The sequence below is a fragment of the Paractinoplanes ferrugineus genome (assembly GCF_016862195.1).
Taxonomy (GTDB): Bacteria; Actinomycetota; Actinomycetes; order Mycobacteriales; family Micromonosporaceae; genus Actinoplanes; species Actinoplanes ferrugineus.
Genome location: NZ_BOMM01000060.1, coordinates 1 through 23,801, shown reverse-complemented (window position 1 = coordinate 23,801; position 23,801 = coordinate 1). Strand labels below are relative to the sequence as shown.

Here is a 23,801-nt window from a genome sequence, read left to right as displayed (position 1 = left end):
CCATGTTCCGTGCCCTGTTGATGACACCCGTGCTGGCCGCCGGCCTGCTGAGCGTGCCGGCGGCGGCGGTGGCCGCACCGGCGGCGGCGTTCACCAATCCGGTCTCGCGGCCGTTCGCCGACACCTTCGCCGACCCGACGGTCATTCGCGGGCAGGACGGTCTCTGGTACGCGTACGGCACCGGTGACCCGCTGCGCTCCGGCGAGGGGACCGCGCACCGCATCCCCATCGCCCGCTCGTCCGACCTGGTGAACTGGGCCTATGCCGGGGACGCGCTCACCGGGGCGGCGGCACCCTATGTCGCCCCGGGTGCTTCCTACTGGGCGCCCGACGTCCGCTATCTCGACGGCCGCTACGTCATGTACTACGCGGTCACCGACACGACGGCCTCGGCTGACGGCTCCGACTTCGCGATCGGTGCGGCCGTCGCTCCCACCCCGGCCGGGCCGTGGACGCAGCAGCCGGCGCCGGTGGTGGCCCCCCGGCCGGGCGGTGGCGGCGGTTATCTCAGCACGATCGACCCGGCCCAGCTGACCGCCGCCGACGGGACCCGCTACCTCTATTTCGGCAGTTACTACGGCGGCATCTCGGTGGTGCGGCTCAGCCCCGACGGCCTGACCGCGGCGGGCGCGCCGACGCTCGTCGCCCTCGACAACAAGTACGAGGGTGCCTATGTGGTCCGCCACGGGGCTTACTACTACCTGTTCGCCTCGTCGGCGAACTGCTGCGCGGGGCCGGCCACCGGTTACTCGGTCTCGGTCGGGCGTTCGGCCTCTGCGCTCGGACCGTTCTACGACGCCGAGGGCGTCTCGCTGACGGCTTCCCAGGTGGGCGGCACACCTGTGGTGACCCAGAACGGCAATCGCTGGATCGGCGCGGGTCACAACGGGGTCGTCACCGATCTGTCCGGCCAGGACTACCTGGTCTATCACGCCATCGATCGGGATCTGCCCTACCTGGACGAGGCCTACGGGATCAACCGGCGGCCGATGCTGCTCGACCGGCTCGACTGGACAGCCGGCTGGCCGGTGGTGCGGGCGGGCGCCGGTCCGTCGGACACCCCGCAGGCCGCGCCGGCCGCGACCGGGGCGCAGACCTTCGCCCAGCCGGTGCGCTGGTTGCCGGCGGGGTGGCGGGTGAGCGGCGGCCACGCGACCGGCAGCGGCACCGTGCTGCGCCCCGCACCGGCCGGTGACCTGCGGGTCGAGGCCGACCTGCGGGTGCCGGCGGGTTCGTCGGCCGGCCTTGTCGTCGGCGCGAGCCGGGTGCTGATCGACCGGGCCGCCGGGCGGCTGACCGTCAGCTCGGCGGGCGCCCGGCCGGCCGGTGCCGCCCTTCCGGCCGGGCTGGACCTCGGGACCTGGCACAACCTCGCGGTCTCGGTGCGCGGGCGTCACCTGGTCGCCGAACTGACCGAGGCGCGGCAGAGCGGGCCGATCGTCTCGGTCGAGCTCACCGCCCCGGCCGCGGGGCCGCCGGTCGCCGGGTTCACCGGTCGCGGCGACGTCGACAACGTCAGCGCCCGGTCGCTGTTCCGGCCGGTGACCCGGGCGATCGCCGGGCCGGCGACCGGGCGTCTCGTCTGGTCGGACGAGTTCACCGGCGCACCCCGCGCCGGCTGGTCCTGGGTGCGGCCGGACGCCGCGGTCACGGTCGCGGGCGGGAAACTGAACTGGCCCGTCGAGGCCGGCGACCTCACCGGCACCAGCAACAGCGCCTCGGTGCTGTTGCGCGACGCCCCGGCCGGCGACTGGACGGCCGAGACCAGGCTGACCCTCGACCTCGGCACCGACGACGTGCGGAACTACCAGCAGGCGGGGCTGATCGCCTACGCCGGGGACGACGACTTCGCCCGCCTCGACGTGGTGTCGATCTGGAACACCCGGCAGATCGAGTTCGGCCGCGAGCTGCCCTACGCCGGGAGCCCGGCCTACGGCGGGATCACGCTCGGCACCCCGGCCACGACCACCTGGCTGCGGCTGGTGCACCGACTCGGACCCGGCCGGGAGCACCTGTTCCGGTCGGAGTCGAGCACCGACGGCCGCACCTGGACCGTCGGTGGGGTGTGGACGTTCCCGGCCGGGGCCCGGCCGAGGATCGGGCTCGCCGCGCACGGCGGCGCCACGCCCGCGGTCACCGCCCGGTTCGACTACCTACGGATCTATCAGCCGTGACCCGTACCCGAATCGTCTCGGTGCTGGCGGCGACCCTGCTGGTCGCCGCCTGCGGCGAGGCCCCGGCCGAGAAGAGCCCGATGACCTTCACCAACCCGGTCCACGACCGGAACTTCCCCGACCCGGGGGTGCTGCGGGTCGACGGCACCTTCTACGCCTACGGGACCAACAGCGCCGTCGCCAACGTGCCGCTGCTGACCTCGACCGACCTCGTGCACTGGACCGAGCGGGGCGACGTGCTGCCGGCCGTGGGCGAGTGGGCCGACCCCGGCAACACCTGGGCGCCGGAGGTGCTGCGCACCGACGCGGGCACATTCGTCCTCTACTACACCGCCCGCTGGAACAAGGCCGACCGCCAGTGCATCGGCACCGCCGTGGCCGACTCGCCGACGGGCCCCTTCCTGGACACCTCGGGCGAGCCGCTGATCTGCCAGGACGACGAGGGCGGCTCGATCGACGCGAGCCCGTTCCGCGACGAGGACGGTTCGCTCTACCTGTACTGGAAGAACGACGGCAACCACATCGGCGTGCCGAGCCACCTCTACGCCCAGCGCCTCGACCGCGACGGCCGGAAGCTGACCGGCGACCGGGTGCGGCTGTTGACCAACAACCAGCCCTGGCACGGCCCGGTGGTCGAGGCGCCGGAGATGCTGCGGCACGACGGCAAGCTCTATCTCTTCTATTCCGGCGGGGCGTTCGACCAGGACGGGTACGCCGTGGGTTACGCCACCTGCGACTCGCCCCTGGGTCCCTGCCACGACGCCGCGGAGAACCCGATCCTGCGCTCGGCCGGCAAGGCCGCCGGGCCGGGCCACTGCTACCCGGTGACCCTCGCCGACGGCACCGTCTGGCTGCTCTATCACGCCTGGCCGGCGGACGCGATCGGCAGCATCAGCCCGGGCCGGCAGATGTGGCTGGACCGCGTCGACTGGGTCGGCGGCAAACCGGTGGTGCACGGCCCGACCGCCGATCCGCAGCCGATGCCGGGGACGGCAAACCCGCAGAAAGGTGGATAGCCCCCTTCGGCCGCGCGTTCCGTCAGGACAGGACGAAGCGCAGTTGGGGCAGCAAGCGGCCGGGGACGGCGGTCGACGCGCTCTCGCCGACCCGGGTGGCGCCCATCGCCCGGTAGAAGCCTTCGGCGTGGGGGTCGGCGTCGATCAGGAGGCTGGTGAAGCCGAGATCCGCCGCCACGTGGGTGGCGTGCTCCCACAGGGCGCGGCCGATGCCGCGGCCGATGAAGGCCGGATCGATCCAGAGGTTGCCCAACGCGCCGGCCGGCGGAGTGCCGTCCAAGGTGTAGAAGCCGGGCGGGCGATCACAGCCATCGCAGGCCCGCCTCGGTGATGCGGGCGACCAGGCAGTCGCCGTCGTGTTCGGACCAGATCGCGGCCGTGCCGAGGTCGGCCGGCGTGGTCGGGACGCCGTCGGGCCAGGGCATCGGCCAGAACTGGAAGCGGCGCACCTCGATCAGGCGGTGCGCGGCCATCGACACCGCGCCCGGGCCCAGGACCGCGGCGATCTGCTCGATCGTCGGCAGGGTGCCGACCACGCAGCGGACGAAGTCGTCGGCGATCTCGAACAGCGGCCGCGGCTCGCCCGCCTCCAGGGGCGCGAGCACCAGATATTCGCCGTCAGTGAGGCCCTCCACGTCAGGCGACCTTGGCGACGATCTCCACCAGGTTGCCGTCCGGATCACGGACCACGGCGCTGCGGTTGTCGTTGCCGGCGTCATGCGGCGCGATCACCACCGGGACGCCGGCCGCGACGAGCCGGGCGAACTCGCGGTCCACCTCGTCGGTCCAGAACACCAGGGCCATGGCCGGGCGGCCCGGCTCCGCGTCGATGCCGTGCACGCGCCGTGCCGCCTCGACCGAGCCGAGACCGAGCGTGAAGCCGCCGGCCCGGAACTCGACGTGCTCCGGCGCCCCCTCGGTCGGCGTCCGGAACCTCTCGGCCAGGCCGAGCAGGTCACGGTAGAAGCGGATGGCCGCCTCGATGTCACGCGTGTAGACGTTGACCAGACCGTCGGCAAGCATGCCGCCCAGCCTAACCTCAACCGGCCGCGAGCTCAGCCGTCGACGCCCCCCGGCGTCCCGGACAGCGCCGAAGCGGGGCAGCTCCTCTTGTGAACCTTCAGCGCCTCGTCCGGGGACGCCGTCCAGGTGGCGTCGCCGAAGGCGCCGTCACCCACCCGCGCGGCGATCATGTCGGCCGCCGTCCGCGCACCGACCTCGATCCCGCCCCGCTTGGCCCGACCGTCCGGACCGTGGCCGGCGACGTCGCGTACCTGCTGTCGAGCGAGATCGAATCGGCTTCGGTGCCCGGGGCAACCCCCTCTCGCCGATGTGGTGGGACGGAAGCTTGCCGTCGAATGCCACAATCCGGAGATCGGAGGTGAGCTGATGCCCCGACCGGAACCCGACCGGATCGTGACGCCGGCCGACCTGCGGGCGGCGCTGGCCGACCTGCTCGACGGCCGGGGCACGTTGCGTGAGGTGGCTGACGACTGCGGGATCTCCAAGACGTCGGTCGCCCAGATCCGCAGGCGGGAACGACTGCCGCATCTCTCCACCCTGGAGCTGATCGTCGGCCGCTACGACGGCGGCCACACCGAGGCCTGGCGCCGAGCCTGGCATCGGGTCCGCAAGGAGCCCCGCCGCGGCCTTCTCCCGCTCGACACCATCCGGTTCGAGGGCCGCGCCGACGAGGTCGCCGGACTGCGAGTCGCGCTGCTCGGCCCGGAGTTGCCGAACATCGTGGTCGACGGGATGCCGGGAGTGGGCAAGACCGCGCTCGTGCTCCGGGCCGCGCACGAGGTGGCGGCGAACTTTCCCGATGGCTGCTTCTTCGTCGACATGCGGGGATACGCTCCGGCGGCGGAGCCCCGCACGTGGTACGAGACGCTCGGCGAACTGTTGCCCGACGGCGCCGCCGATCCGGCCGAGCGGCTCGCGGAGTACCGCCGATGGCTCACCGGCCACGCCGTACTGATCATCCTCGACAACGTCCGGTTACCCGAGCAGGTGGCTCTGTTGCTCGCCCGGCCCGGCCGCAGCCGGGTCGTCGTGACCACCCGGCACCAGATGCCGTCCCTGGACGACACCTGGCCGATGACTCTGGACTGCCTGGCCCCCGGCGACTCGCTCGCCCTGCTGAGGACGATCATTCCGGCCGATCGGACGGTCGGCCAGGACGCGGCACTGGAGCGGCTGTCGGCGTTGTGCGGCGGGTTGCCGCTGGCACTGCGGATCCTGTCCGCGCGACTGCTCCGGCGGCCCAGGTGGACGCTCGAGCACCTGGTCGATCGGATGGCCGAGGAGCGTCTGCGGCTGCCCGAGCTGGACGACGGGGTGCGCAGTGTCGGGGCGGCCTTCCAGCTGTCCTACCGCGAGCTGGACGATCGGCAGCAGCGGTTCTTCCGGGCGCTCGGGGCCGCACCCGGCACCGACATCGATCCGGAGCGGGCGGCCGCGCTGGCCGGCGTCGACGTCCCGGCGGCGGGCCGGCTGCTGGAGAGCCTGCTCGACTGCAACCTCGTCGGGCAGCTGGTGCCCGGCCGTTACCGCCTGCACGACCTGGTCGGCGTCTTCGCCGGGCACAAGGCGGCGGCCGTCCCCGCCGAGCGGGCACCGGCCCGCGACCGGCTGCTGGCCTGGGCGACGAGGGTGGCCACCGAGCGGCTCGCCGGGCTGTTCACCGGGGACCGGTCGGCGCGCGACTGGTTCATCCTCGAACGGGACAACCTGATCGCCTCGGTCGCCGCCGCGGACCGGTGGGGCCTGCACGCGGCCACGGCCGAGCTCGGCGCGGCCATCAACCGGCCGCTGATTGTCACCGGGTGCTACGAGGACGCTCTGCTCGTCGCGGGCTACCGGGCACACGCCGCCCGTGCGCTCGGTGATCTGACGGCGCAGGCGGACGCCCGCCTCGCGGCCGGGCAGGCGGGGGCCCGTCTCGGCCGGCGTTCGGCGGCGCTGACCGACTGCCGGGCCGCGCTGGCCGCCTATGCGGACGCCGGTGACCTGGCCGGGCAGGGCGCGGCGCTGAAGGAGATGGGAAACATCCACTGGTACCGCAACGAATACTCGAAGGCGCTCGAGCACTACCGGCGCGCGCTCGCGCTGCAACGGGCGGTGGGCGACCGGGTCGGTGAGGCCACGACGCTGAGCAACATCGGCGCGGTGCACTGGCAGCGGGGCGAGCCCGGGGACGCCCTGGCGAACTACGACGAGGCGTTGCGGATCCGCCGCGGCGAAGGTGACCTGGTGGGCGTCGCGCAGACGCTCAACAACATCGGTCTCGCCTGCGAGCGGCAGGGCCGGCTGGACGAAGCCGGTAAGGCCCTGCGTGAGGCCCTGAAACTCGGCCGGGCGCTCGCGGACCGGGCGCAGGTCTGCTCCACGCTCACCAACCTCGGCAATGTCAGCCGCCGGGCGGCACGCTACGACGACGGCGCGCGTCACCTGAGCGAGGCGATCGACCTGGCCCGCGCGCTCAAGTCCGCCGTCCTGGAGGCGGAGGCCTGGAACTGCCTGGCCGACCTGCGCCACGAACAGGGCCGGCCGGCCGACGCCCGGTCCGGCTACGAGACCGCGCTGGGCCTGGCCACCGGGGTCGACCGGTTCGAGGAGGCGCACGCGCACGAGGGGCTCGGGGGAGTGCTGGCGGCCGAGGGGAGCCTCGCCGAGGCGGCCGAGCGGTGGCGCACCGCCGCGGCGGTCTACGAGCGCCTCGGGGCGCTGCCCGACCTGAATCGCGTACGCGATCTTCTTGTCCCGTTTCGGAAAGGGGACAAAGCGGGACCGCCCTGAGCTGGCCGGTGCCGTCCCGGTGGTCGCACGATCGAGGTCTCCCCGAGGAGGTGGCGACCATGAACCAGATCATGACGATGATTCCGTACGGCGAGGACCTGCCGGGAAACACCATACGCGCCGAGCAGGTCACCGGGTTGCTCGAGCGCGTCGAGCAACACCTGCACACGATGAGCCTGCGCTGGCGGGACGTCTCGCTGCTGCTGCTGACGAATTCGAAGCTGACCCGCAACGTCGCCGACCAGGCGGTGTCCGATCAGAACATCCGGGACGGGCTGCAGGAGTTCTGCGCCGATCGGGGATGGTCACCGAGCCTGATCGGCGCGACCGTGGTCGGCAGCTTCTTCCGCAGCGCGGACAAGTGCGAGCCGGACATCTCCGACGGCCTCATGGTGGTGGCGGTGATCAGCGCGGTGCTGCAGCGGATCCCGGTCGCGCACGAGATCACCGAACAGGAGGGCGAACGACGCTTCGCCGGGTCCCGGGTGCTCGCGAAGGCGCTCCGCCTGCACGCCACGAGCATGCGTGCCGAGCTGGATCTGGACACGCACCAGCAGGTCATCGCGGAGACCAGCGCCGGGCTGATCTTCACCAGCGGCACCGGGCACACCGAGCACCGCGATCAGGTGATCGACTTCAAGGACTGCTACGCGGTCGGCCAGGAACTGCTCGACGCGGCCGACCGGCTCAACGGCCAGATCGCGGGCGGCTGCGCGTCCAACCGTTCGCAGGCCCAGTTGCAATGCCTCTACTACTCGACCGAGGTGGCCGGCCGGGTCCGGTACCGGTACACCTACCAGCACGGGGCGGTGCTCGCGCTGCTCCCGTTCGCGCGCGCTCAGCTCGTCCTGCAGCACCCGTACAAGCGGATCGAGGACCACCCCAAGCTCAACCTCCGATTCCATGCCCACGACCAGTACGCCGACGGCCGGTACTTCTACGTGGAGGAGATCGACGGCCGGCTGCCTGTCGAGTTCCTCACCGAGGTCTGGGGCTTCGACCGGGACCAGCTGGCCGCCATGGTCACCGGCCACACCGCCATCCAGCGGATGCCCAAGGCGCATCTGGTGACGGTCGCCTCGTCGCTGAGCAAGTACGACAAGATGATCTGGCCGAACGTGCCGGTCTGGCTGGACCAGGTCGACGGCAAGGTGATGCTCCGCCTCGTCCGGGCCGAGGCGGAGGACAGCAACTACTACCTGATGGAGATGAAGCACAACTACATCAGCGAGAACGCCCAGCGCCTGATGGACGCCGTCGAGTCCAGCCACGCGGCGAACGTGAACACGCTGGCCTTCCTCTGCGAGAGCCGCAAGTACGTGCTCAACGAGGCGGGTAGCAACGCCGAGGCCGAGGAGATGCTGGGCCGGGCCGGCTCGGGGGGTCCGGTGATCGGCATCTACCTCAACGGCGAGTACTCGACCGGGTCGCGCCAGTCGATCGGCTACCACAACTACTCGCAGATCGGGCTGCTGCTCGCCGGCCGTCCCGTGGGGCAGCTGCCGCGCGAGGTCGCCGAGGCCCTCCGGCAGGCCGGCAGCGAGATCTTCGTCTGCCACGGTCGCCGCGACAAGCCGGCCGTCCGGGAGTTCATCGGCTTCGTCGAGTCGTTCATCCCCGGCACGACGCACTGGCTGGACGAGCAGAACCTCAAGGCGGGCGACGCGTTCGAGATCGCGATCCGGCGCGCCATCGGCCGCAAGGACCAGTTCTTCCTCGCGTTCCTCAGCGACCGGTCGATCTCGTCCCCCTGGGTGCAGCGGGAGCTGCGATGGGCGATCGACGAGCAGGCAAGACACGGCCGGCCGATGATCATCCCGGTGATCCTGGACGACCTCGGCGACGAGGTGCTGCAGGAGCTGCGGAGAACCTGGGGGCCCGATCTCGTCTCGTACATCGAGCAGCACATCCACGTACGCATCACCGACTTCACCGAGTACGAGTTCCGGGTCAAGGCCAAGAGCGTGGCCGACGCCATGGCCGGCTGGCTGCGGGAACGGCCGTCCGAGCGGGACGACGAGTTCGATTTCATGCCGGGGATGCAGCCGTTCCTGTCGGCCCTGCCCGAACACCCCCACCGCGTCCAGGCCCTCACCGGCTCCGCCTCGACCGCGGCGGACGTGAACTGAGCTCACCCGGGAGGGAAGCCCGGAAGATCCGCTCCGGGCTGAACCCTTCGCGGTCCGCGCCCGTACTGGCAGGGGTGGGCGGCTCCCGCGTGCCGCCCCCGACCGAAGGGCTCCTGATCTTGCCGTCGACAACTCGGTCCCGGGTGCGCACCGTGCTCTCCGCCGCCCTGACCGCCGCTGCCGCCGTCCTCGTCTACCTGGCCCTGGTCGTTCCGGACGCGGTCGGACGGATGAAGGAAGGCACGTTCGTCGCGGGGGCGTTCCTGCGTGTCCCCATCGAGATCATCATCGGCGGGGCGATCCTGCTGGTCCTGTCGCCGAGGTGGCGGCGGCCGGTGGCGGTGCTGCTGGGCCTCGGCCTCGGCGCGGTGGTGGTGCTCAAGATCGTCAACGTGGGCTTCCGGCAGGTGCTGGGGCGGCGCTTCGACGTGGTGCTGGACCCGCCGCTGTTCAAGGACGGCTACAACGCGCTGACCGAGACCGACGGCCGGACGTACGCGATGCTGGCCGTCGTCGGGGCCGTGCTGCTCACCCTGGCCGCGCTGGCCGTGTGCACCCTCGCGGTGCTGCGCCTGACCCGGGCGACCGCCCGCTACGCCGGCCCGGCCCGGCGCGGCCTGGTCGGCCTGACCGCGGTGTGGCTCGCCCTCGCGATCAGCGGCATCACCCTCTTCCCGAACGCGCCGGTCGCCTCCGACAGCGCCGCCGACCTGCTCAAAGCCACTGCCAAGTCGGTGCCGACGGCGTTGCGCGACCAGCGGAAGTTCGCCGCTACGGCGCAGAACGACCCGTTCCGCGGGGTGCCGCCGGCCGACCTGGTGAGCGGTCTGGCCGGCAAGGACGTCGTGATCGGCGTGGTGGAGAGCTACGGCCGGTCGGCGCTCACCGACCCGGCGATGAGCGCGGTGGTCGGTCCGGTGCTGGCGGCCGACGAGAAGAAGCTCGCCGCGGCCGGGTTCGCCGCCCGCAGCGGATGGCTCACCTCCTCGACGTACGGCGGCGGCAGCTGGCTGGCGCACGCGTCGTTCCAGTCCGGTCTCTGGATCAACAGCCAGCAGCGGTACCGCCAGCTGACCGCCGGCAACCGGATCACCCTGACCAGCGCGTTCCACGACGCCGGCTGGCAGACCGTGGGGATGGAACCCGGCAACACGGTGGCCTGGCCGGAGTCGTCGTTCTACGGATACGACGAGGTCTACGACTCGCGGAACATGGGCTACACCGGGCCGCGTTTCGGCTGGTCACGGATGCCCGATCAGTACACGCTCGCGTCCTTCCAGAAGAACGCGTACGCCAAGCGCACCAAGCCGTTGATGGCCGAGATCACCATGACCTCGAGCCACGAGCCGTGGACCAACATCCCCGACACGGTCGACTGGGACCAGATCGGCGACGGCTCGATCTACAAGCCGATGGCCGCCAAGACACTGTCGCGCAACACGCTCTGGAGCAACAAACCGAAGACCCGCGATCAGTACGCCAAGTCGATCGGCTACTCGGTCGACAACCTGATCTCGTGGGCCACCCGGTACGGCAACCAGAACCTGGTCGTCGTCATGTTCGGCGACCACCAGCCGATCCCCCTGGTGAGCGGCGAGAACGCGAGCCACGACGTCCCGGTCACGATCATCGCGCACGACCCGAAGGTGCTCGACCGGCTGGCCGACTGGCACTGGGCCGACGGTCTGCGGCCCACGGCGGCGACCCCGGTCTGGCGGATGGACCAGTTCCGCGACAAGTTCTTCACCGCCTACCGCGCCGAGGGCGGCACGGCGCTCCCGGCCCACCGCTGACCGGCCCACCCTGACCGGCCCACCCATCGACCACGTCGGGGGTTCCGGTCACGGATTCCTCCTCGGAAAGTGGCCGATTTCCCCCGGTCCGGCGGCATAACTCGGTGATTGCCGGGCATCCGGGGCGCATGAGAGCTTTGACTTGGCAGGGCACCGGCAAGGTCTCGGTGGAGACGGTGCCGGATCCGACGATTCAGGAACCGACCGACGCGATCGTGCGGATCACCTCGACCGCGATCTGCGGGTCGGACCTGCACCTGTACGACGTGCTCGGCATGTTCATCGACAAGGGTGACATCCTCGGGCACGAGCCGATGGGCATCGTCGAGGCGGTGGGCTCCGAGGTCAGCCACATCAAGCCGGGCGACCGGGTGGTCATCCCGTTCAACATCTCGTGCGGGTACTGCTGGATGTGCAAGCGCGGCTACTTCGCCCAGTGCGAGACGACCCAGAACACCGACCAGCGCAAGGGCGCCTCGCTGTTCGGCTACACCAAGCTGTACGGCCAGGTGCCGGGCGGCCAGGCCGAGTTCCTCCGGGTGCCGCAGGCGCAGTTCGGGCCGATCAAGGTACCGGCGGGTCACCCGGACGAGCGTTTCCTGTTCCTGTCCGACGTGCTGACCACGTCCTGGCAGGCCGCGAAGTACGCCGACATCCAGCCCGGCGACACCGTCTTCGTCACCGGTCTGGGCCCGATCGGCCAGATGAGCGCCCGGATCGCCCGGCACCTCGGCGCCGGCCGGGTGATCGCCAGCGACCTGGTGCCCGAGCGGCTGGCGATGGCCGAGCGGCACGGCATCGAGGTGCTCGACCTCAACAAGATCGACGACATCCCGGCGGCGGTCCTGGACCTCACCGACGGGCGGGGCGCGGACGGCGTCATCGAGTCGGTCGGCATGGAGGCGCACGGTTCGCCGCTGCAGGAGACGGCGGTGCGCGGCGCCGGCCTGCTGCCCGACGCGCTCGCCAAGAAGGCGATCGACAAGTTCGGCATCGATCGGACGGCCGCGCTCACCGACGCGTTCGGCGCGGTGCGGCGGGCCGGCACGGTGTCGATCATCGGGGTGTACGGCGGTCAGGCCGACCCGTTCCCGATGATGGACCTGTTCGACAAGGGCGTGACGCTGCGCATGGGTCAGGCCCACGTGAAGCGCTGGGTCGATGACATCATGCCGTTGCTGACCGGCGACGACGACCCGCTGGGCGTGGACGACCTGGTCACCCACCGGCTCCCGCTGGAGGAGGCGCCGCACGCGTACGAGATGTTCAAGAACAAGGACGACGGCTGCGTCAAGGTCGTGCTCAAGCCGTGACCGGTGCTGCCACCATCGAGACCGAGGAAGTCACGGTAGTGGTGGCGACGCGCAACCGGGCGGATCTGCTGCGCGAGACGGTGCCGCCTCACCCGGCGCCGGGTGGGCGAGCAGCACCGGCTCGACCCGGTCTCGGCCGGGACGGCGGCGGCACCGCTGGGCCTGGCGCCCGGCGGTGCCGGCCCGGCGGTGCTGCCGGATCTGCGCCGGGCGTGGCGGCCCCACCGCCGCTTGCCGCCGGGGTCGAGGCGGGTCTGCGACGGTTAAGCACGTGACCACGGGGCATCCGCCGGTCATGACAGAGTTTGCTGTGATCACCGGAGCGTCCAGCGGGATCGGGTACGAGCTGGCGAGGCAGTTCGCCGAGCACGGATACGACCTGCTGCTCGCCGCCGAGGACGACGCCATCGAGCAGGCCGCCGCCGATCTGCGCCGCGACGGCCGCACCCAGGTCACCGCCGTGCGGGCCGACCTGGCCACCTACGAGGGCGTGGAGCGGGTCTACGCGGCGATCCGGGAGAGCGGCCGGGACGTCGACGCGATCGCCCTGAACGCGGGCCGTGGCATCGGCGGTGACTTCACCCGGGACACCGACCTGGCCGACGAGCTGAACGTGATCGACGTGAACGTGACGTCCACTGTGCACCTGGCCAAGCGGGTGCTGCCGGACATGGTGGCCCGCGGCGCCGGGCAGGTGTTGTTCACCTCGTCGATCGCGTCCACGATGCCGGGTACGTTCCAGGCCGTCTACAACGCCTCCAAGTCGTTCGTCCAGTCGTTCGCCGAGGCGGTGCGGGCCGAGCTCAAGGGCACCGGCGTGTCGGTGACCGCACTGATGCCCGGCCCCACCGACACGAACTTCTTCCACCGTGCCGACATGGACGACACCAGGGTGGGCGCGGGCAAGAAGGACGACCCGGCGGTGGTCGCGCGGCAGGGCTTCGAGGCCCTGATGAAGGACAAGGAGAAGGTCGTCGCGGGCTCGGTGAAGACCAAGGCGCAGGGCGCGATGAGCAACGTCTTGCCGGACCGCGCCAAGGCCGAGTTGCACCGCCGGATGGCCGAGCCGGGCTCGGCCGAGAAGTAGCGGAAAATCTTGCCGAAATGCTTGGCACTCCGCCCTGCTTGGTGCTAAAAAAATAGCTGTCGCTGCTGGTCAAGCCGGGGTGATGCACCTCAGCAGACCATGCGGCCGACTCGGCAGAACTGATTGTTAGCCGACGCCACGTGTCCGCCGGAAAGGCCGGCGGACGGTCTTGAGGAGGTGTTCGTGGTGCTGACTTTCGATCCCTTCCGCGACTTCGACCGGCTCCTGGGCTCCGGTTCGAACGCGATGCCGCTCGACCTCTACCGTTCGGGCGACCACTTCGTGCTGCACTGTGACCTGGCGGGCGTCGACCCGGGCTCGGTGCACGTCGGCGTCGACAACCGGGTGCTGACCATTCGCGCCGAGCGCTCCCCGCGCCCCGACGAGGATCTGCAGTGGATCCGCCGCGAGCGGCTCACCGGCACGTTCGAGCGCCGCATCACCGTCGGCGACGGCCTCAACCTCGACGACATCTCGGCCACCTGGCAGGACGGGGTGCTCACGATCACGATCCCGGTCGCCGAGGCGGCCAAGCCGCGCTCCATCCCGATCACCCTGGCCGGCGACCGCCGCGTCGTGGAGAGCTCGGTGACCGCCGGCGCCTGACCCACGCGAAGCCGGGCAGGAGGTTTCTCCTGCCCGGCAGATCCCGGTCGAGCACTGCTCAGTAGGGGTCACCGGTGCCGGGCAGCCGGCCTTGTGCCAATCCGCCGGGCCGCCCCGGCAGGCCGGGGTCACCCGACAGCGGCGGGCTCGCCGCGTTGTGCGCCCGTTCGGCCATCCCGGCGACCAGTTCCCGCAGTGCGGCCACCGAGTCCACCCGCGGTTTCCAGTCCAGTTCCCGGGCCGCCCGGGAGCTCGACATCAGCGGCGCAGCGAGCGCCAGCCGGATCCACCCGGCGTCGATCGGCTGCAACCGCAGCTTCCAGCTCGCCGCGGCCGCCGCGGCGAGGGCGGGCGCGGGCACCGGCACCGTGATGCCACGGAACACCTGCGCCGCCAGATGCGGGTCGAGCACCGGGTCGGCGGCGATGTTGAAGGCCCCCCGCAGGTCGGTGCGCAGGATCCGGGCGTACGCGTCGGCGACGTCGTCCGCGTGCACCGCCTGCATCCGCAGCCGCCGGTGCGACGGCACCACCGGAACCCGCTCGTGCCGCAGCAGCCGCGCCGGCAGCAGCGGACCGGCGAAGTACCGGGCGATCTCGGTGCCGGCCTCCCGCTGGAAGATCAGCCCCGGCCGTACCCGCACCACCCGCAGCCCCGGGTGGTCCGACTCGATCTCGTCGAGCATCCGCTCCACCAACGCCTTGTGCCGGCTGTAGGACGATTCGAGCACCCCGCGCCGGGGATGACTCTCGGACACGAACTCGGTCTTGGGCCCGGGGGAATAGACCCCGACCGACGACGCCTGCACCAGGGTGTCGACCCCGGTGGCCAGCACCGCGCGCGCCACCGCCCGGCCGCCCAGGACGTTCGTGCGAAACAGCCGCCGCTGATCGTGGCTGGGCTGGATCTGCCAGGACAGGTTGACCACCGCGCCGGCCCCGCGGAACACCTCCGCCAGCCGGTCGACCGACCCGTCGGCCGCGACGTCCACCGAGTGCCAGTCGACGCCCGCGTAGACGCCGACCGGTTCCGGCCGTCGCCGCGCCACCCCCACCAGCTCGATGTCCGTTTCCGCCCGCAGCCGCCGCAGCAGCGCGGTGCCGGCGTTACCGGTAGCTCCGACGATCACCACACGCATATCAGGGGCATACCCGCGCACCCGGCACCGAACCGCGATCGCCCCCCGCGATTGACCGGCCCCCGTCCGGGTAACAGCACCCCGTGCGCAAGATCGACCTGCCCGACCTCCCGCTTCCGGGCCACGGCGCCACCGCCGACCGCCTGCGCGGCCTGACCGCGCTGGGCCGTGCCGACCTGGTCACCTGCCGCCTCGCCGAGGGACACCTGGACGCGGTGGCGATCCGGGCCGAGCTCGGCGACGCCGAGCAGAACCAGCCGGGCGAGCGCTGGGGCGTCTGGGCCGCGGCGCCTTCTTCGGTACGCGCGGAGCCCGGCCCGCGGGGCTGGACCCTGACCGGCGACCGCCCCTGGTGCTCCGGGGCCGCCTGGTGCACGCACGCCCTGGTCACCGCGGCCGCCGCCGACGGCATCCGCCTGTTCGCCGTTCGCAACACCCCGCCGCACGCCACCCCGCTCGACGACACGTGGCCGGCGGTCGGCATGGCCGGCAGCGACAGCCGCACGATCCGCTTCACCGGGGCCCCCGCCCGCCCGGTCGGCGATCCCGGCGCCTACGTGCAGCGGCCCGGCTTCTGGCACGGCGGCGTAGGCGTGGCCGCCTGCTGGTTCGGCGGCGCCCTGGGCGTGGCCGACACCCTGCTGAACGCCGCCCGCCGCCGGGATCTCGGCCCGCACGCCCTGGCCCACCTGGGCGCCGTCGACGTCACCCTGACCGCCGCCGGTGCCGTGCTGGCCGACGCCGGCCGTCAGATCGACACCGACCCCCAGGCCGACGCCCACCGCCTGGCCCTGCGCGTCCGCGCCGGCGTCGAGGCCACCGCCACCGAAGTCCTCGACCGGGTGGGCCGAGCCCTCGGTGCCGGCCCCCTGGGCAAAGACCCCGACCACGCCCGCCGAGTCGCCGACCTGACCGTCTACCTGCGCCAGAGTCACGCCGAAGCCGACCTGGAACAGCTGGGCCGCCTCCTGGCCGGGAGCGAGGACCGGTGGTGAGGCCGATCGTGGGGAACGGGACCGCCGAGGACGAGTGGCGGCGCTGGGCGGCCGTCAGCGACTGGCCGGCGCTGGACCTCCGGCCGGCGGCGGTGCCGCTGGTGGTCGCGCCGCACCCGGACGACGAGATTCTCGGGGTGGCCGGGACGATGGCGCTGCTCGGGGCGGCCGACCTCGCCGCGGTGACCGACGGCGAGGCGTCGCATCCCGGTTCGACGGTCTACACGCGGGCGCAACTGGCGGCGGTGCGGCGCGACGAGACGGACGAGGCGTTGCGGCGGCTCGGGCTCGGGACGGCGCGGGTGCACCGGCTCGGGCACGCCGACGGCGGGATCGACGAACAAGCGCTCGCCGGGCAGCTGGCGGAGCTGCTGACGCCGGGCCGGTGGTGTTTCGCCACCTGGCGCGGGGACGGACATCCCGACCACGAGGCCGTCGGCCGGGCGGCCGCCCGGGCGTGCGCGGCGACCGGGGCCAGGCTGCTCGAATATCCGATCTGGGCCTGGCACTGGGCGTACCCGGATGACCCGCGGGTGCCCTGGGCGCGGGCCCGGCGCATCGATCTGCCGCCGGCCGCGCGAGCGGCCAAGGCCGCGGCGATCGCGGCGTTCCCCAGTCAGACCGAACCGCTCGGGCCGGCCGACGCGGACGCCCCGATCCTGCCGCCGCACATCGTCGCGCGGTTCACCCGACCGTTCGAGGTGATCTTCGAATGACCACGCCGATCAGTTACTTCCAGCGGATGTACGACGCTGACCCGGACCCGTGGAGTTTCGAGACCCGCTGGTACGACGCTCGTAAGCACGCGCTCACCGCCGACGCGGTGCCGAACCGGCGGTACCGCTCGGGCTTCGAGCCGGGCTGCTCGACAGGCATGCTGACCGCGCGCTTGGCCGAGCGGTGCGACCGGCTCCTGGCCGTCGACGCGGTCGGGTCCGCCGTCGCGACCGCGGCCGAGCGGGTCGCCGGCCACCCCGGGGTGACCGTGCGGACCGGCCGGATGCCGCACGACTGGCCGGCCGAGACGTTCGACCTGATCGTGCTCTCCGAGCTGGTCTACTACTTCGACGACGCCGACCTGGCGCTCCTGCTCGAAAGCGTGAGCGGATCGCTGGCACCGGACGGTGACGTGGTGGCCGTGCACTGGCGCTGGCCGGTCGACGAGCACGCCCGCAGCGGCGACGAGGCGCACGCCGCCCTCGCCACCGTTCCCGGACTGCACCGGATCGCCCGGCACGAGGAGCCCGACTTCGTGCTCGAGGTGTTCAGCCGGGACCCGCGGTCGGTCGCCCGGCGCGCGGGCCTGGTGTAACGGGTGCACCGGGTCGCGGTCGTCGTGCCCGCCCATGACGAGAGCGCGCTGCTGCCCGCGTGCCTGGCGGCGTTGCGGGTGGCGGCGGCCGGGGTGGCCCCGGTGCCGGTGCGGGTGATCGTGGTGGCCGACGCGTGCACCGACGACACGGAACGGCTGGCCCGGGCGGGTGGCGCCGACGTGGTGACGATCGGCGCGGGCAACGTCGGGCGGGCGCGGGCGGCCGGGGTCGCGTACGCGATGAGCGCCGACGCCGGCGCGCTCTGGCTGGCCACCACCGACGCCGACAGCCGGGTGCCGCCGGAGTGGCTGCGCTGGCAGGCGCGCCATGCCGAACGGGGCGCCGATCTGGTGGCCGGGACCGTCGAGGTGGACGACTGGTCGCAGTGGGCCGGGCCGATGCCGGCGCGTTATGAGCGCCGCTATCTCGAGTTGGTCGCGGGCTTGCGGCACGGCCACATCCACGGTGCCAACCTGGGCTTTCGCGCTTCGGCCTACGCCGCTGCGGGCGGTTTCCCGGGGCTCGCCCACGACGAGGACCGGGAGTTGGTCGCCCGCTTCCACGCGGCCGGCGCCACGGTCGTCACCGACACCGGCTGCCCGGTCCGCACCAGCGCCCGGCCCGACGGCCGCGCCCCGCTGGGCTTCTCCGCCCACCTGCTCAGCCTGGCCACCGAATAACGCCCGGCCCGCTGCTCAGCCGGCCACCGGACAAGGAACGGCCCGGCGACGAACCGTCACCGGGCCAGCTCCTTCAGCGGTACGGCTGAACGAGAAAACTAGGACTTGAAGGCGTCCTTGACGTTCTCCACTGCCTGCTTGAGCTTCGAGCTCGACTGGTCCGCCTTGCCCTCGGCCTCGAGCTGCTCGTCGTCGGTGGCCCGGCCGACGCCTTCCTTGACCTTGCCGCCGAACTCCTCGGCCTTGTTGTCAACCTTGTCGTCGAATGCCATGACCGTCAGCCTCCACGTCGTCGTACTGAGACGATCAGTAGGTACCCACGGTTGCCGGGCGGCAATCATCGGCGTTGCTGGGCCATCCACTGCCAGATGTGGGTGCCGTTGATGCTCGGGTCGTTGCGGGCCACGTAGATCCACGACCAGTGCCCGGGGAACTGGTAGCCGTTGCGCACGACGTTGTCGTACAGCGTCATCCTCGAGCCCGGAATGAGGTCGTGGGCGTGGACCGTGTTGGCCCCGGGATCGACCGTGTCGTCGTCCCGTGACGCCACCAGCCAGGTCGGGGTGCGGACGGCGGCCAGCTCGGCGTCGGTGAGCACCGAGGTCACCACGCCGCAGACCGGCACCGACGCGGCGTACGTGTCGCGGTAGACGTTCGTCATCTCCAGGCTCATGTAGCCGCCGTTGCTGCACCCGGCCACATAGACGCGTCGCCGGTCCACGTCGTGGCGGCGGACGACGTCGCGGACGATCTCCTGGATCCGCGGGGCGAAGTGGGGCCCGTCGGCCAGCCAGTACGACGTGCTCTGCGGCGCCACCACGTGCGCGCCGCCGAAGATGCGCTGCCCCGCACCGGTCGCGAAGCCCAGCGCGCCCCGGTTGGCGCGCAGCGTGGTCTCGTTGTCGTAGTAGTCGTCGGGCAGCGACGCGCCCTCGCCGCCGCCGTGCAGCCAGACGATAAGCGGGCGCTTACGACGGTCGGCGGCGAACAGTCGGTATTTCATCCCCGAGCCGGAGGTGTGGTAGCTGAAGGCGTCGACTTCCGGGTTGACCAATCGGCCCTGGGTGAAGCGGGAGATCCGGACCGGGCCGCCGTGGCGCCGGGCCAGCGGGGCGTTCTGCGTGATCGTGTAGACGAGGTCGAGCCGCACGTTGCGACCCCGGCCGGTGAGGTAGCCCAGGGTGCCGCCGCCGACCTGACCCTCGGCGTGGCTCAGTTCCAGGACGATGTTGCCGCGGTGGTCGAGGCGGGCGGCGGTGACCGGGCGGTCCAGGTCGTACTCGCTGAGGATCTGCTCGCCCGGGGCGAGCGGGAGCGGGCTGGTGGCCTTGGCGTGCACGCTGAAAGTGCTGGTGGTCAGGCCGGCCGGGTCGATCGGGCCGAGCCGGCGGGTGTCGAGGGTGATGGCGACGACCTGCTCGCCGCCGTCGAGCGTGACCGCGTCGAGGGTGAACCCGACGGCGGTGCCGGCGGACGCCTCCCTGGGCAGGGCCAGGGTGGCGGCGGCACCGGCCCCGGCGGCGAGGACCGTGCGACGACTGATGGGCATGTGGACTCCCTTGTCGACAGAGGAACCAGGAGCTCGCCGAGGGGAGAGGACGGGGGAGCGGGCCGACGCTCAGCCCGAAGTTATCGCTGTCGAAATCCTCCCGCAACAATTGACGAGCGTTAATCTCGATCCAGGCTCGCCGATGAAGGGCCCCGGGCGGCCGAGCCCGGGACCTTTCCGGGGGCCGCCGGTGAACGGCGGCCCCCGGCCCCCGTTCACCCAGCGGCCGGGACCGCCGACCCGGTGGTGCCGCGCCGGTCCGTCATCAGCCAGGCCACGATCGCGAACAGCGCTCCCGCGACGGAGAGCTGTACCAGCATCCAGGGAGTGCTGTAGCTCCAGTAGGGACTCGCGTTGAGCGCGCTGTGCACCGTGTTGACGACGCTGCCCGAGGCCTCCAGAACGCGCATCACATTGATGTAGAACGCGAACGCGGGTGTGGCCAGCGCCGCGACGGCGAGCCCGGCCAGCAGCGCGGCGATCCGGCGCCGGCCGCCGGGCGACTCCCGCATGCGGTAGGCGCCGGCCGCGGCGACCATCCAGCCGCCGAGCAGCCCGAGCAGCAGGCCGGCGACCGTCAGCGGCTTGAGGGCCCCGGTGTCGGCCGGCCACAGCATGATCGACACGGTTCCGTGTCCGGCCGAGACATGGCCGGTGACCTGCATGAGCAACCCGTCCCGGGTGGCATCGAACGCGGCGCTGCGCGCCTCGACGCGCTCCACCCGGCCGTCGGAGGTGCTCGAGCTGTAGACGGCCCCGGCAAGGTTGCGGGTCGCCCCGACCCGCCAGCCGTCGGCCGCGAGCCGCCGCTCGGCGTCCTGGGCGGTCCACCCCGGACTGTCGACCGCGCCCAGCACCATCTCGGTGAACCAGGGCGACGCCGAGCGATCCGTCGAGAAGTCGTCCCCGCCGCCGCCGGCCGCCTGCCGGGTCAGCGCGGCGACGGCGGCGTCGCCGGGCAGCGCGGTGAAGGTCCGCTCGGCCGTCCACGAACCGGCGGCCGCCCCGAACCCGCCGCCGATCAGCGTGGTCAGCACGGCCGCGACCAGCACCAGGGGCCGCCCGGACGGCACCCGGAACCGCTGCCGCAGGCCGCCGAGGAACAGGTGCCAGGCCTCGGCGGCGAAGGGCCGGCTCTGCCCGGCGTCGGCCATGTCCATCAGCGTCGTGACCATCTCGGCGCCGTGCACTCGGCGATAACGCCCGGGATAGGCCAGCAGCAGCCGCCGGTAGCGGCGCTCCAGCGGGGCGGCGGTCACGCCGCGCCACCCATCAGCGGACGCCGGCGCAACTGCGTCTCGGCCGCCGCCGCGTTGCGCCGCAGCCGCTCGGCCTCGGCCGACAGCGCCCCCGCGCCGTTGTCGGTCAACTTGTAATAGCGCCGGAGCCGGCCGTCGACGGCTTCCTCCCGGTCGACCTCGATGAGTCCCTGCTCGGTGAGCCGGTCGAGGGCGCCGTAGAGGGTGCCGGCCCGCAGCTTGACGTCGCCGGCGGACAGCGACGCGACGGACTGGATGACGCCGTAGCCGTGCAACGGCTCGCCCGCGAGCGCGGTGAGGATGAGAAACGTCGGTTCCTGCATGCCGGGGACGCTACAGGAGGCGGTATATATCGGCAAGCTGACTATACGGGGCTCAGGATGATCGCCGGGTCGACCGGGTGCCCGACCCGGCGCAGCAGGTCGCGCAGCACCAGCCAGACCTGGTCGGCGAGCCATCCGGTGAGCGCGTCCGGGCCGGTCTCGTCGGGATGGTCGAGCCACCACACGAGGCCGGCGTCGACCATGCCGACGATGCCGGCCACCACGTACGCCGGGGGGCGGGTGTCGTAACCGGCCGCGCGCAGGTACGCCGCCAGGGCGTCGACCAGCTCGCCGACCGCGCCGCGCTCGCCCAGCCGGGCCCGGAACCGGTAGAGGTTGGGATGGTCGACCGCCCAGGCCACCACCCGCGCGATCAGTCCGTTGATCACCGCGGCGGGGGTGCCGCTGGCCGTCAGCGACGGGCGGATCCAAGCGCTCAGCAGGCGCGCGGCGTGCCGGGCGACCTCCCGGTCGAGGTCGTCCTTGCCGGTGAAGTGGCGGTAGACGTGCGGCCGGGCGACCCCGGCCTGATCGGCGATCGCGGCCAGGCCGGCCTCGGTGCCGTGCTCCTCGATCGCCCGCGCCGCCGCCTCGACGATCCGCCGCCGTTTGTCGTCGGTGGCGCCGGCGCGGCGCGAGGCGATCGTGTCCCGTTTCACAGCTCGCAGATTACGTCACTGGGTACAGTCTGTACCCATGACGGGTCTTCAGGACGCACTCGACGGCCGCTGGGCGGACGTCCGCCGCGAAGCGCGCAAGCAACTCGCCGGCGCCCACTTCGTCGCCGTTGCCGGCGAGACCCTCGAACAGGCGCGGGCCCGGGTCTCCCGGCTGCTCACCGAGCTGCCGACGGACCCGGGCGTCGCGGCCGGCTTCCCCAAGGAGTACGGCGGGAGCTCCGACCCGGGCGGCTCGGTCGTCGCCGCCGAGATGCTCGCGCAGCTCGACCTGTCCCTGATGGTCAAGGCGGGGGTGCAGTGGGGGCTGTTCGGCGGGGCGGTGGTGGCCCTGGGCAACGACCGGCAGCACGCCACCCACCTGCCCGACATCATCTCGGCGAAGCTGCTGGGCTGCTTCGCGATGACCGAGACCGGCCACGGCTCGGACGTGCAACAGCTGCGCACCCTTTGCACGTACGATCCGGCGACCGAATCCTTTGATCTGCACACCCCGCACGAGGCCGCGCGCAAGGACTACATCGGCAACGCGGCCCGCGACGGCCGGATGGCGGTGGTGTTCGCGCAGCTGATCACCGGCGGGAAGAGTTACGGCGTGCACGCGTGGCTGGTGCCGATCCGGGACGAGGACGGCAACCCGCTGCCCGGGGTGACCGTCGGCGACGACGGCCACAAGGCGGGCCTGCTCGGCGTCGACAACGGACGTCTCTCGTTCGACCACGTGCGGGTGCCCCGCGACATGCTGCTCGACCGCTACGGGCAGGTGGCCGAGGACGGCACCTACACCAGCTCGATCGAGAACGACACCCGGCGCTTCTTCACCATGCTCGGCACCCTCGTGCGCGGCCGGATCGTGGTCGGCGGCTCGTCGTCCGCCGCCACCAAGAGCGCGCTGACCATCGCCGTGCGCTACGGCGACCTTCGTCGCCAGTTCCGGGCGCCGGGGGAGGGGCTCGAGATCGCGCTCAACGACTACCTGGCCCACCAGCGCATCCTGCTGGTCGCGCTGGCCAAGACCTACGCGCTGACGTTCGCCCAGGAAGAGCTGGTCACCGCGCTGCACGAGGTGCAGACCGCGACCGGCGGCGTCGACGAGCACCGGCAGCGCGAGCTGGAATCCCGGGCGGCCGGCCTCAAGGCCGTCCAGACGTGGCACGCCACCACCACCATCCAGGCCTGCCGGGAGGCGTGCGGCGGGGCCGGCTACCTGGCCGAGAACCGGCTGCCCGGACTCAAGGCCGACACCGACGTGTTCACCACGTTCGAGGGCGACAACACCGTCCTGCTCCAGCTCGTCGCGAAGGGGCTGCTCACCGGCTACCGGGATGCGTTCGGCTCACTCGACGGATGGGGGCGGGCCGCGTTCGTCGCCGAGCAGGTGCGGGAGATGGTGCTCGAGCGTACGGCGGCCAGGTCGTTGATCCAGCGGTTGGTCGACGCGGTGCCCGGCCGCGACGAGGAGGTCGCCCTGACCGACCGCGGCTGGCACCTGGCGATGTTCGAGGACCGCGAGAAACACCTGCTCGACGGCGTGATCCGGCGGCTCCGCAAGGGGGCCGCCACCAAGAAGGACCGCCAGTTCGACATCTTCAACGACGTGCAGGACCATGTGCTCGAGCTGGCCAAGGCGCACGTCGACCGCGTCGTGCTCGAGGCGTTCGTCGCCGCCGTGCAGCGCAGCGGCGAGCCGTTGCTCGACCGGATGTGCGACCTTTACGCCCTGTCCACCATCGAGGGCCACAAAGGCTGGTATCTGGAGCACGGCCGGATCACGCCGAACCGGTCTAAATCGGTCACCGCCAAGACCAACGAACTGCTCAAACAGCTCCGGCCGCACATGCGCGAACTGGTCGACGCCTTCGCCATCCCCGACGAGTGGCTCGACGCCGCGATCCTCCGCGAGGAGGGCCACCGCCAGGACACCATGGCCGCCCACGACGAGACCCGCCGG

At 72.1% G+C, this 23,801-nt stretch carries 21 protein-coding genes and 1 pseudogene; 13 read left to right on the top strand and 9 right to left on the bottom strand.

All coding sequences use genetic code 11. The annotated features are described in order from the left end of the window. The first annotated feature begins 2 nt into the window (after positions 1-2). Positions 3-2,174, top strand: a complete 2,172-nt coding sequence (locus Afe05nite_RS33870) for a glycoside hydrolase family 43 protein (protein ID WP_203821364.1) — start codon at positions 3-5, stop codon at positions 2,172-2,174. Continuing rightward, the gene (locus tag Afe05nite_RS33865) at positions 2,171-3,190 is read left to right on the top strand and encodes a glycoside hydrolase family 43 protein (RefSeq protein ID WP_203821363.1); all 1,020 of its coding nucleotides are present in this window, start codon (positions 2,171-2,173) and stop codon (positions 3,188-3,190) included. The genes Afe05nite_RS33870 and Afe05nite_RS33865 overlap by 4 nt, the downstream gene beginning before the upstream one ends. 22 nt (positions 3,191-3,212) lie before the next feature. On the opposite strand, the pseudogene Afe05nite_RS33860 reads toward Afe05nite_RS33865, so the two are convergent. The 3 genes and pseudogenes from Afe05nite_RS33860 to Afe05nite_RS33850 all read right to left on the bottom strand — a co-directional run. Beyond that, positions 3,213-3,476: pseudogene (locus tag Afe05nite_RS33860) on the bottom strand (GNAT family N-acetyltransferase); the annotation flags it as partial. 16 nt (positions 3,477-3,492) lie between these two features. Further along, a complete protein-coding gene (locus Afe05nite_RS33855; protein ID WP_203821361.1) occupies positions 3,493-3,825 on the bottom strand; it encodes a hypothetical protein in 333 nt (110 codons plus the stop codon). Between the two features lies 1 nt (position 3,826). Further along, complete coding sequence (locus Afe05nite_RS33850) at positions 3,827-4,213, bottom strand: VOC family protein (protein WP_203821360.1); 387 nt, start codon at positions 4,211-4,213, stop codon at positions 3,827-3,829. 366 nt (positions 4,214-4,579) lie between these two features. On the opposite strand from Afe05nite_RS33850, the gene Afe05nite_RS33845 reads away from it, so the two are divergent. The 6 genes from Afe05nite_RS33845 (at position 4,580) to Afe05nite_RS33820 (ending at position 13,916) form a co-directional block, all read left to right on the top strand. Continuing rightward, complete coding sequence (locus tag Afe05nite_RS33845; protein WP_203821359.1) at positions 4,580-6,988, top strand: ATP-binding protein; 2,409 nt, start codon at positions 4,580-4,582, stop codon at positions 6,986-6,988. Positions 6,989-7,047: 59 nt separating this feature from the next. Continuing rightward, complete coding sequence (locus Afe05nite_RS33840; RefSeq protein WP_203821358.1) at positions 7,048-9,117, top strand: toll/interleukin-1 receptor domain-containing protein; 2,070 nt, start codon at positions 7,048-7,050, stop codon at positions 9,115-9,117. A 119-nt stretch (positions 9,118-9,236) separates the two neighbouring features. Beyond that, a complete protein-coding gene (locus tag Afe05nite_RS33835; protein WP_239118397.1) occupies positions 9,237-10,910 on the top strand; it encodes an alkaline phosphatase family protein in 1,674 nt (557 codons plus the stop codon). 128 nt (positions 10,911-11,038) lie between these two features. After that, on the top strand, positions 11,039-12,223 hold the full coding sequence (locus Afe05nite_RS33830) for a zinc-dependent alcohol dehydrogenase (RefSeq protein ID WP_203821357.1): 1,185 nt from the start codon (positions 11,039-11,041) through the stop codon (positions 12,221-12,223). Between the two features lie 295 nt (positions 12,224-12,518). Then, positions 12,519-13,310 (top strand): SDR family NAD(P)-dependent oxidoreductase, encoded by a 792-nt coding sequence (locus tag Afe05nite_RS33825; protein WP_203821356.1) that lies wholly within the window; start codon positions 12,519-12,521, stop codon positions 13,308-13,310. A 183-nt stretch (positions 13,311-13,493) separates the two neighbouring features. Continuing rightward, positions 13,494-13,916, top strand: coding sequence for an Hsp20/alpha crystallin family protein (locus Afe05nite_RS33820; protein ID WP_203821355.1), 423 nt, complete (start codon positions 13,494-13,496; stop codon positions 13,914-13,916). 58 nt (positions 13,917-13,974) lie between these two features. On the opposite strand, the gene Afe05nite_RS33815 is transcribed toward Afe05nite_RS33820, so the two are convergent. Continuing rightward, complete coding sequence (locus tag Afe05nite_RS33815; RefSeq protein WP_203821354.1) at positions 13,975-15,054, bottom strand: NAD-dependent epimerase/dehydratase family protein; 1,080 nt, start codon at positions 15,052-15,054, stop codon at positions 13,975-13,977. Between the two features lie 83 nt (positions 15,055-15,137). On the opposite strand from Afe05nite_RS33815, the gene Afe05nite_RS33810 reads away from it, so the two are divergent. The 4 genes from Afe05nite_RS33810 to Afe05nite_RS33795 are packed head-to-tail and all read left to right on the top strand — an operon-like array spanning position 15,138 to position 18,042. Next, complete coding sequence (locus Afe05nite_RS33810) at positions 15,138-16,049, top strand: acyl-CoA dehydrogenase family protein (RefSeq protein WP_203821353.1); 912 nt, start codon at positions 15,138-15,140, stop codon at positions 16,047-16,049. Then, complete coding sequence (locus Afe05nite_RS33805; protein ID WP_239118396.1) at positions 16,046-16,765, top strand: PIG-L deacetylase family protein; 720 nt, start codon at positions 16,046-16,048, stop codon at positions 16,763-16,765. The genes Afe05nite_RS33810 and Afe05nite_RS33805 overlap by 4 nt, the downstream gene beginning before the upstream one ends. Beyond that, positions 16,762-17,361 carry a class I SAM-dependent DNA methyltransferase gene (locus Afe05nite_RS33800; RefSeq protein WP_203821351.1) on the top strand — a complete coding sequence of 200 codons (600 nt, stop codon included), beginning with the start codon at positions 16,762-16,764 and terminating at the stop codon, positions 17,359-17,361. The genes Afe05nite_RS33805 and Afe05nite_RS33800 overlap by 4 nt, the downstream gene beginning before the upstream one ends. Positions 17,362-17,364: 3 nt before the next feature. Beyond that, on the top strand, positions 17,365-18,042 hold the full coding sequence (locus Afe05nite_RS33795; RefSeq protein WP_203821350.1) for a glycosyltransferase family 2 protein: 678 nt from the start codon (positions 17,365-17,367) through the stop codon (positions 18,040-18,042). A 98-nt stretch (positions 18,043-18,140) separates the two neighbouring features. On the opposite strand, the gene Afe05nite_RS33790 is transcribed toward Afe05nite_RS33795, so the two are convergent. From Afe05nite_RS33790 to Afe05nite_RS33770, 5 genes are all read right to left on the bottom strand, one after another. Beyond that, a complete protein-coding gene (locus Afe05nite_RS33790) occupies positions 18,141-18,314 on the bottom strand; it encodes a CsbD family protein (RefSeq protein ID WP_203821349.1) in 174 nt (57 codons plus the stop codon). A gap of 65 nt (positions 18,315-18,379) precedes the next feature. Next, positions 18,380-19,591 carry a prolyl oligopeptidase family serine peptidase gene (locus Afe05nite_RS33785; protein WP_203821348.1) on the bottom strand — a complete coding sequence of 404 codons (1,212 nt, stop codon included), beginning with the start codon at positions 19,589-19,591 and terminating at the stop codon, positions 18,380-18,382. A gap of 215 nt (positions 19,592-19,806) precedes the next feature. Then, the gene (locus Afe05nite_RS33780; RefSeq protein WP_203821347.1) at positions 19,807-20,850 is read right to left on the bottom strand and encodes a hypothetical protein; all 1,044 of its coding nucleotides are present in this window, start codon (positions 20,848-20,850) and stop codon (positions 19,807-19,809) included. Then, positions 20,847-21,173, bottom strand: a complete 327-nt coding sequence (locus Afe05nite_RS33775) for a PadR family transcriptional regulator (RefSeq protein ID WP_203821346.1) — start codon at positions 21,171-21,173, stop codon at positions 20,847-20,849. Before Afe05nite_RS33775 ends, Afe05nite_RS33780 begins: the two co-directional genes overlap by 4 nt. Positions 21,174-21,214: 41 nt before the next feature. Next, positions 21,215-21,832 carry a TetR/AcrR family transcriptional regulator gene (locus Afe05nite_RS33770; RefSeq protein WP_203821345.1) on the bottom strand — a complete coding sequence of 206 codons (618 nt, stop codon included), beginning with the start codon at positions 21,830-21,832 and terminating at the stop codon, positions 21,215-21,217. A 37-nt stretch (positions 21,833-21,869) separates the two neighbouring features. Here Afe05nite_RS33770 and Afe05nite_RS33765 point away from each other — a divergent pair. Then, positions 21,870-23,801 (top strand): acyl-CoA dehydrogenase family protein (locus Afe05nite_RS33765; protein WP_203821344.1); only part of this gene is annotated, 1,932 nt, incomplete at its 3' end.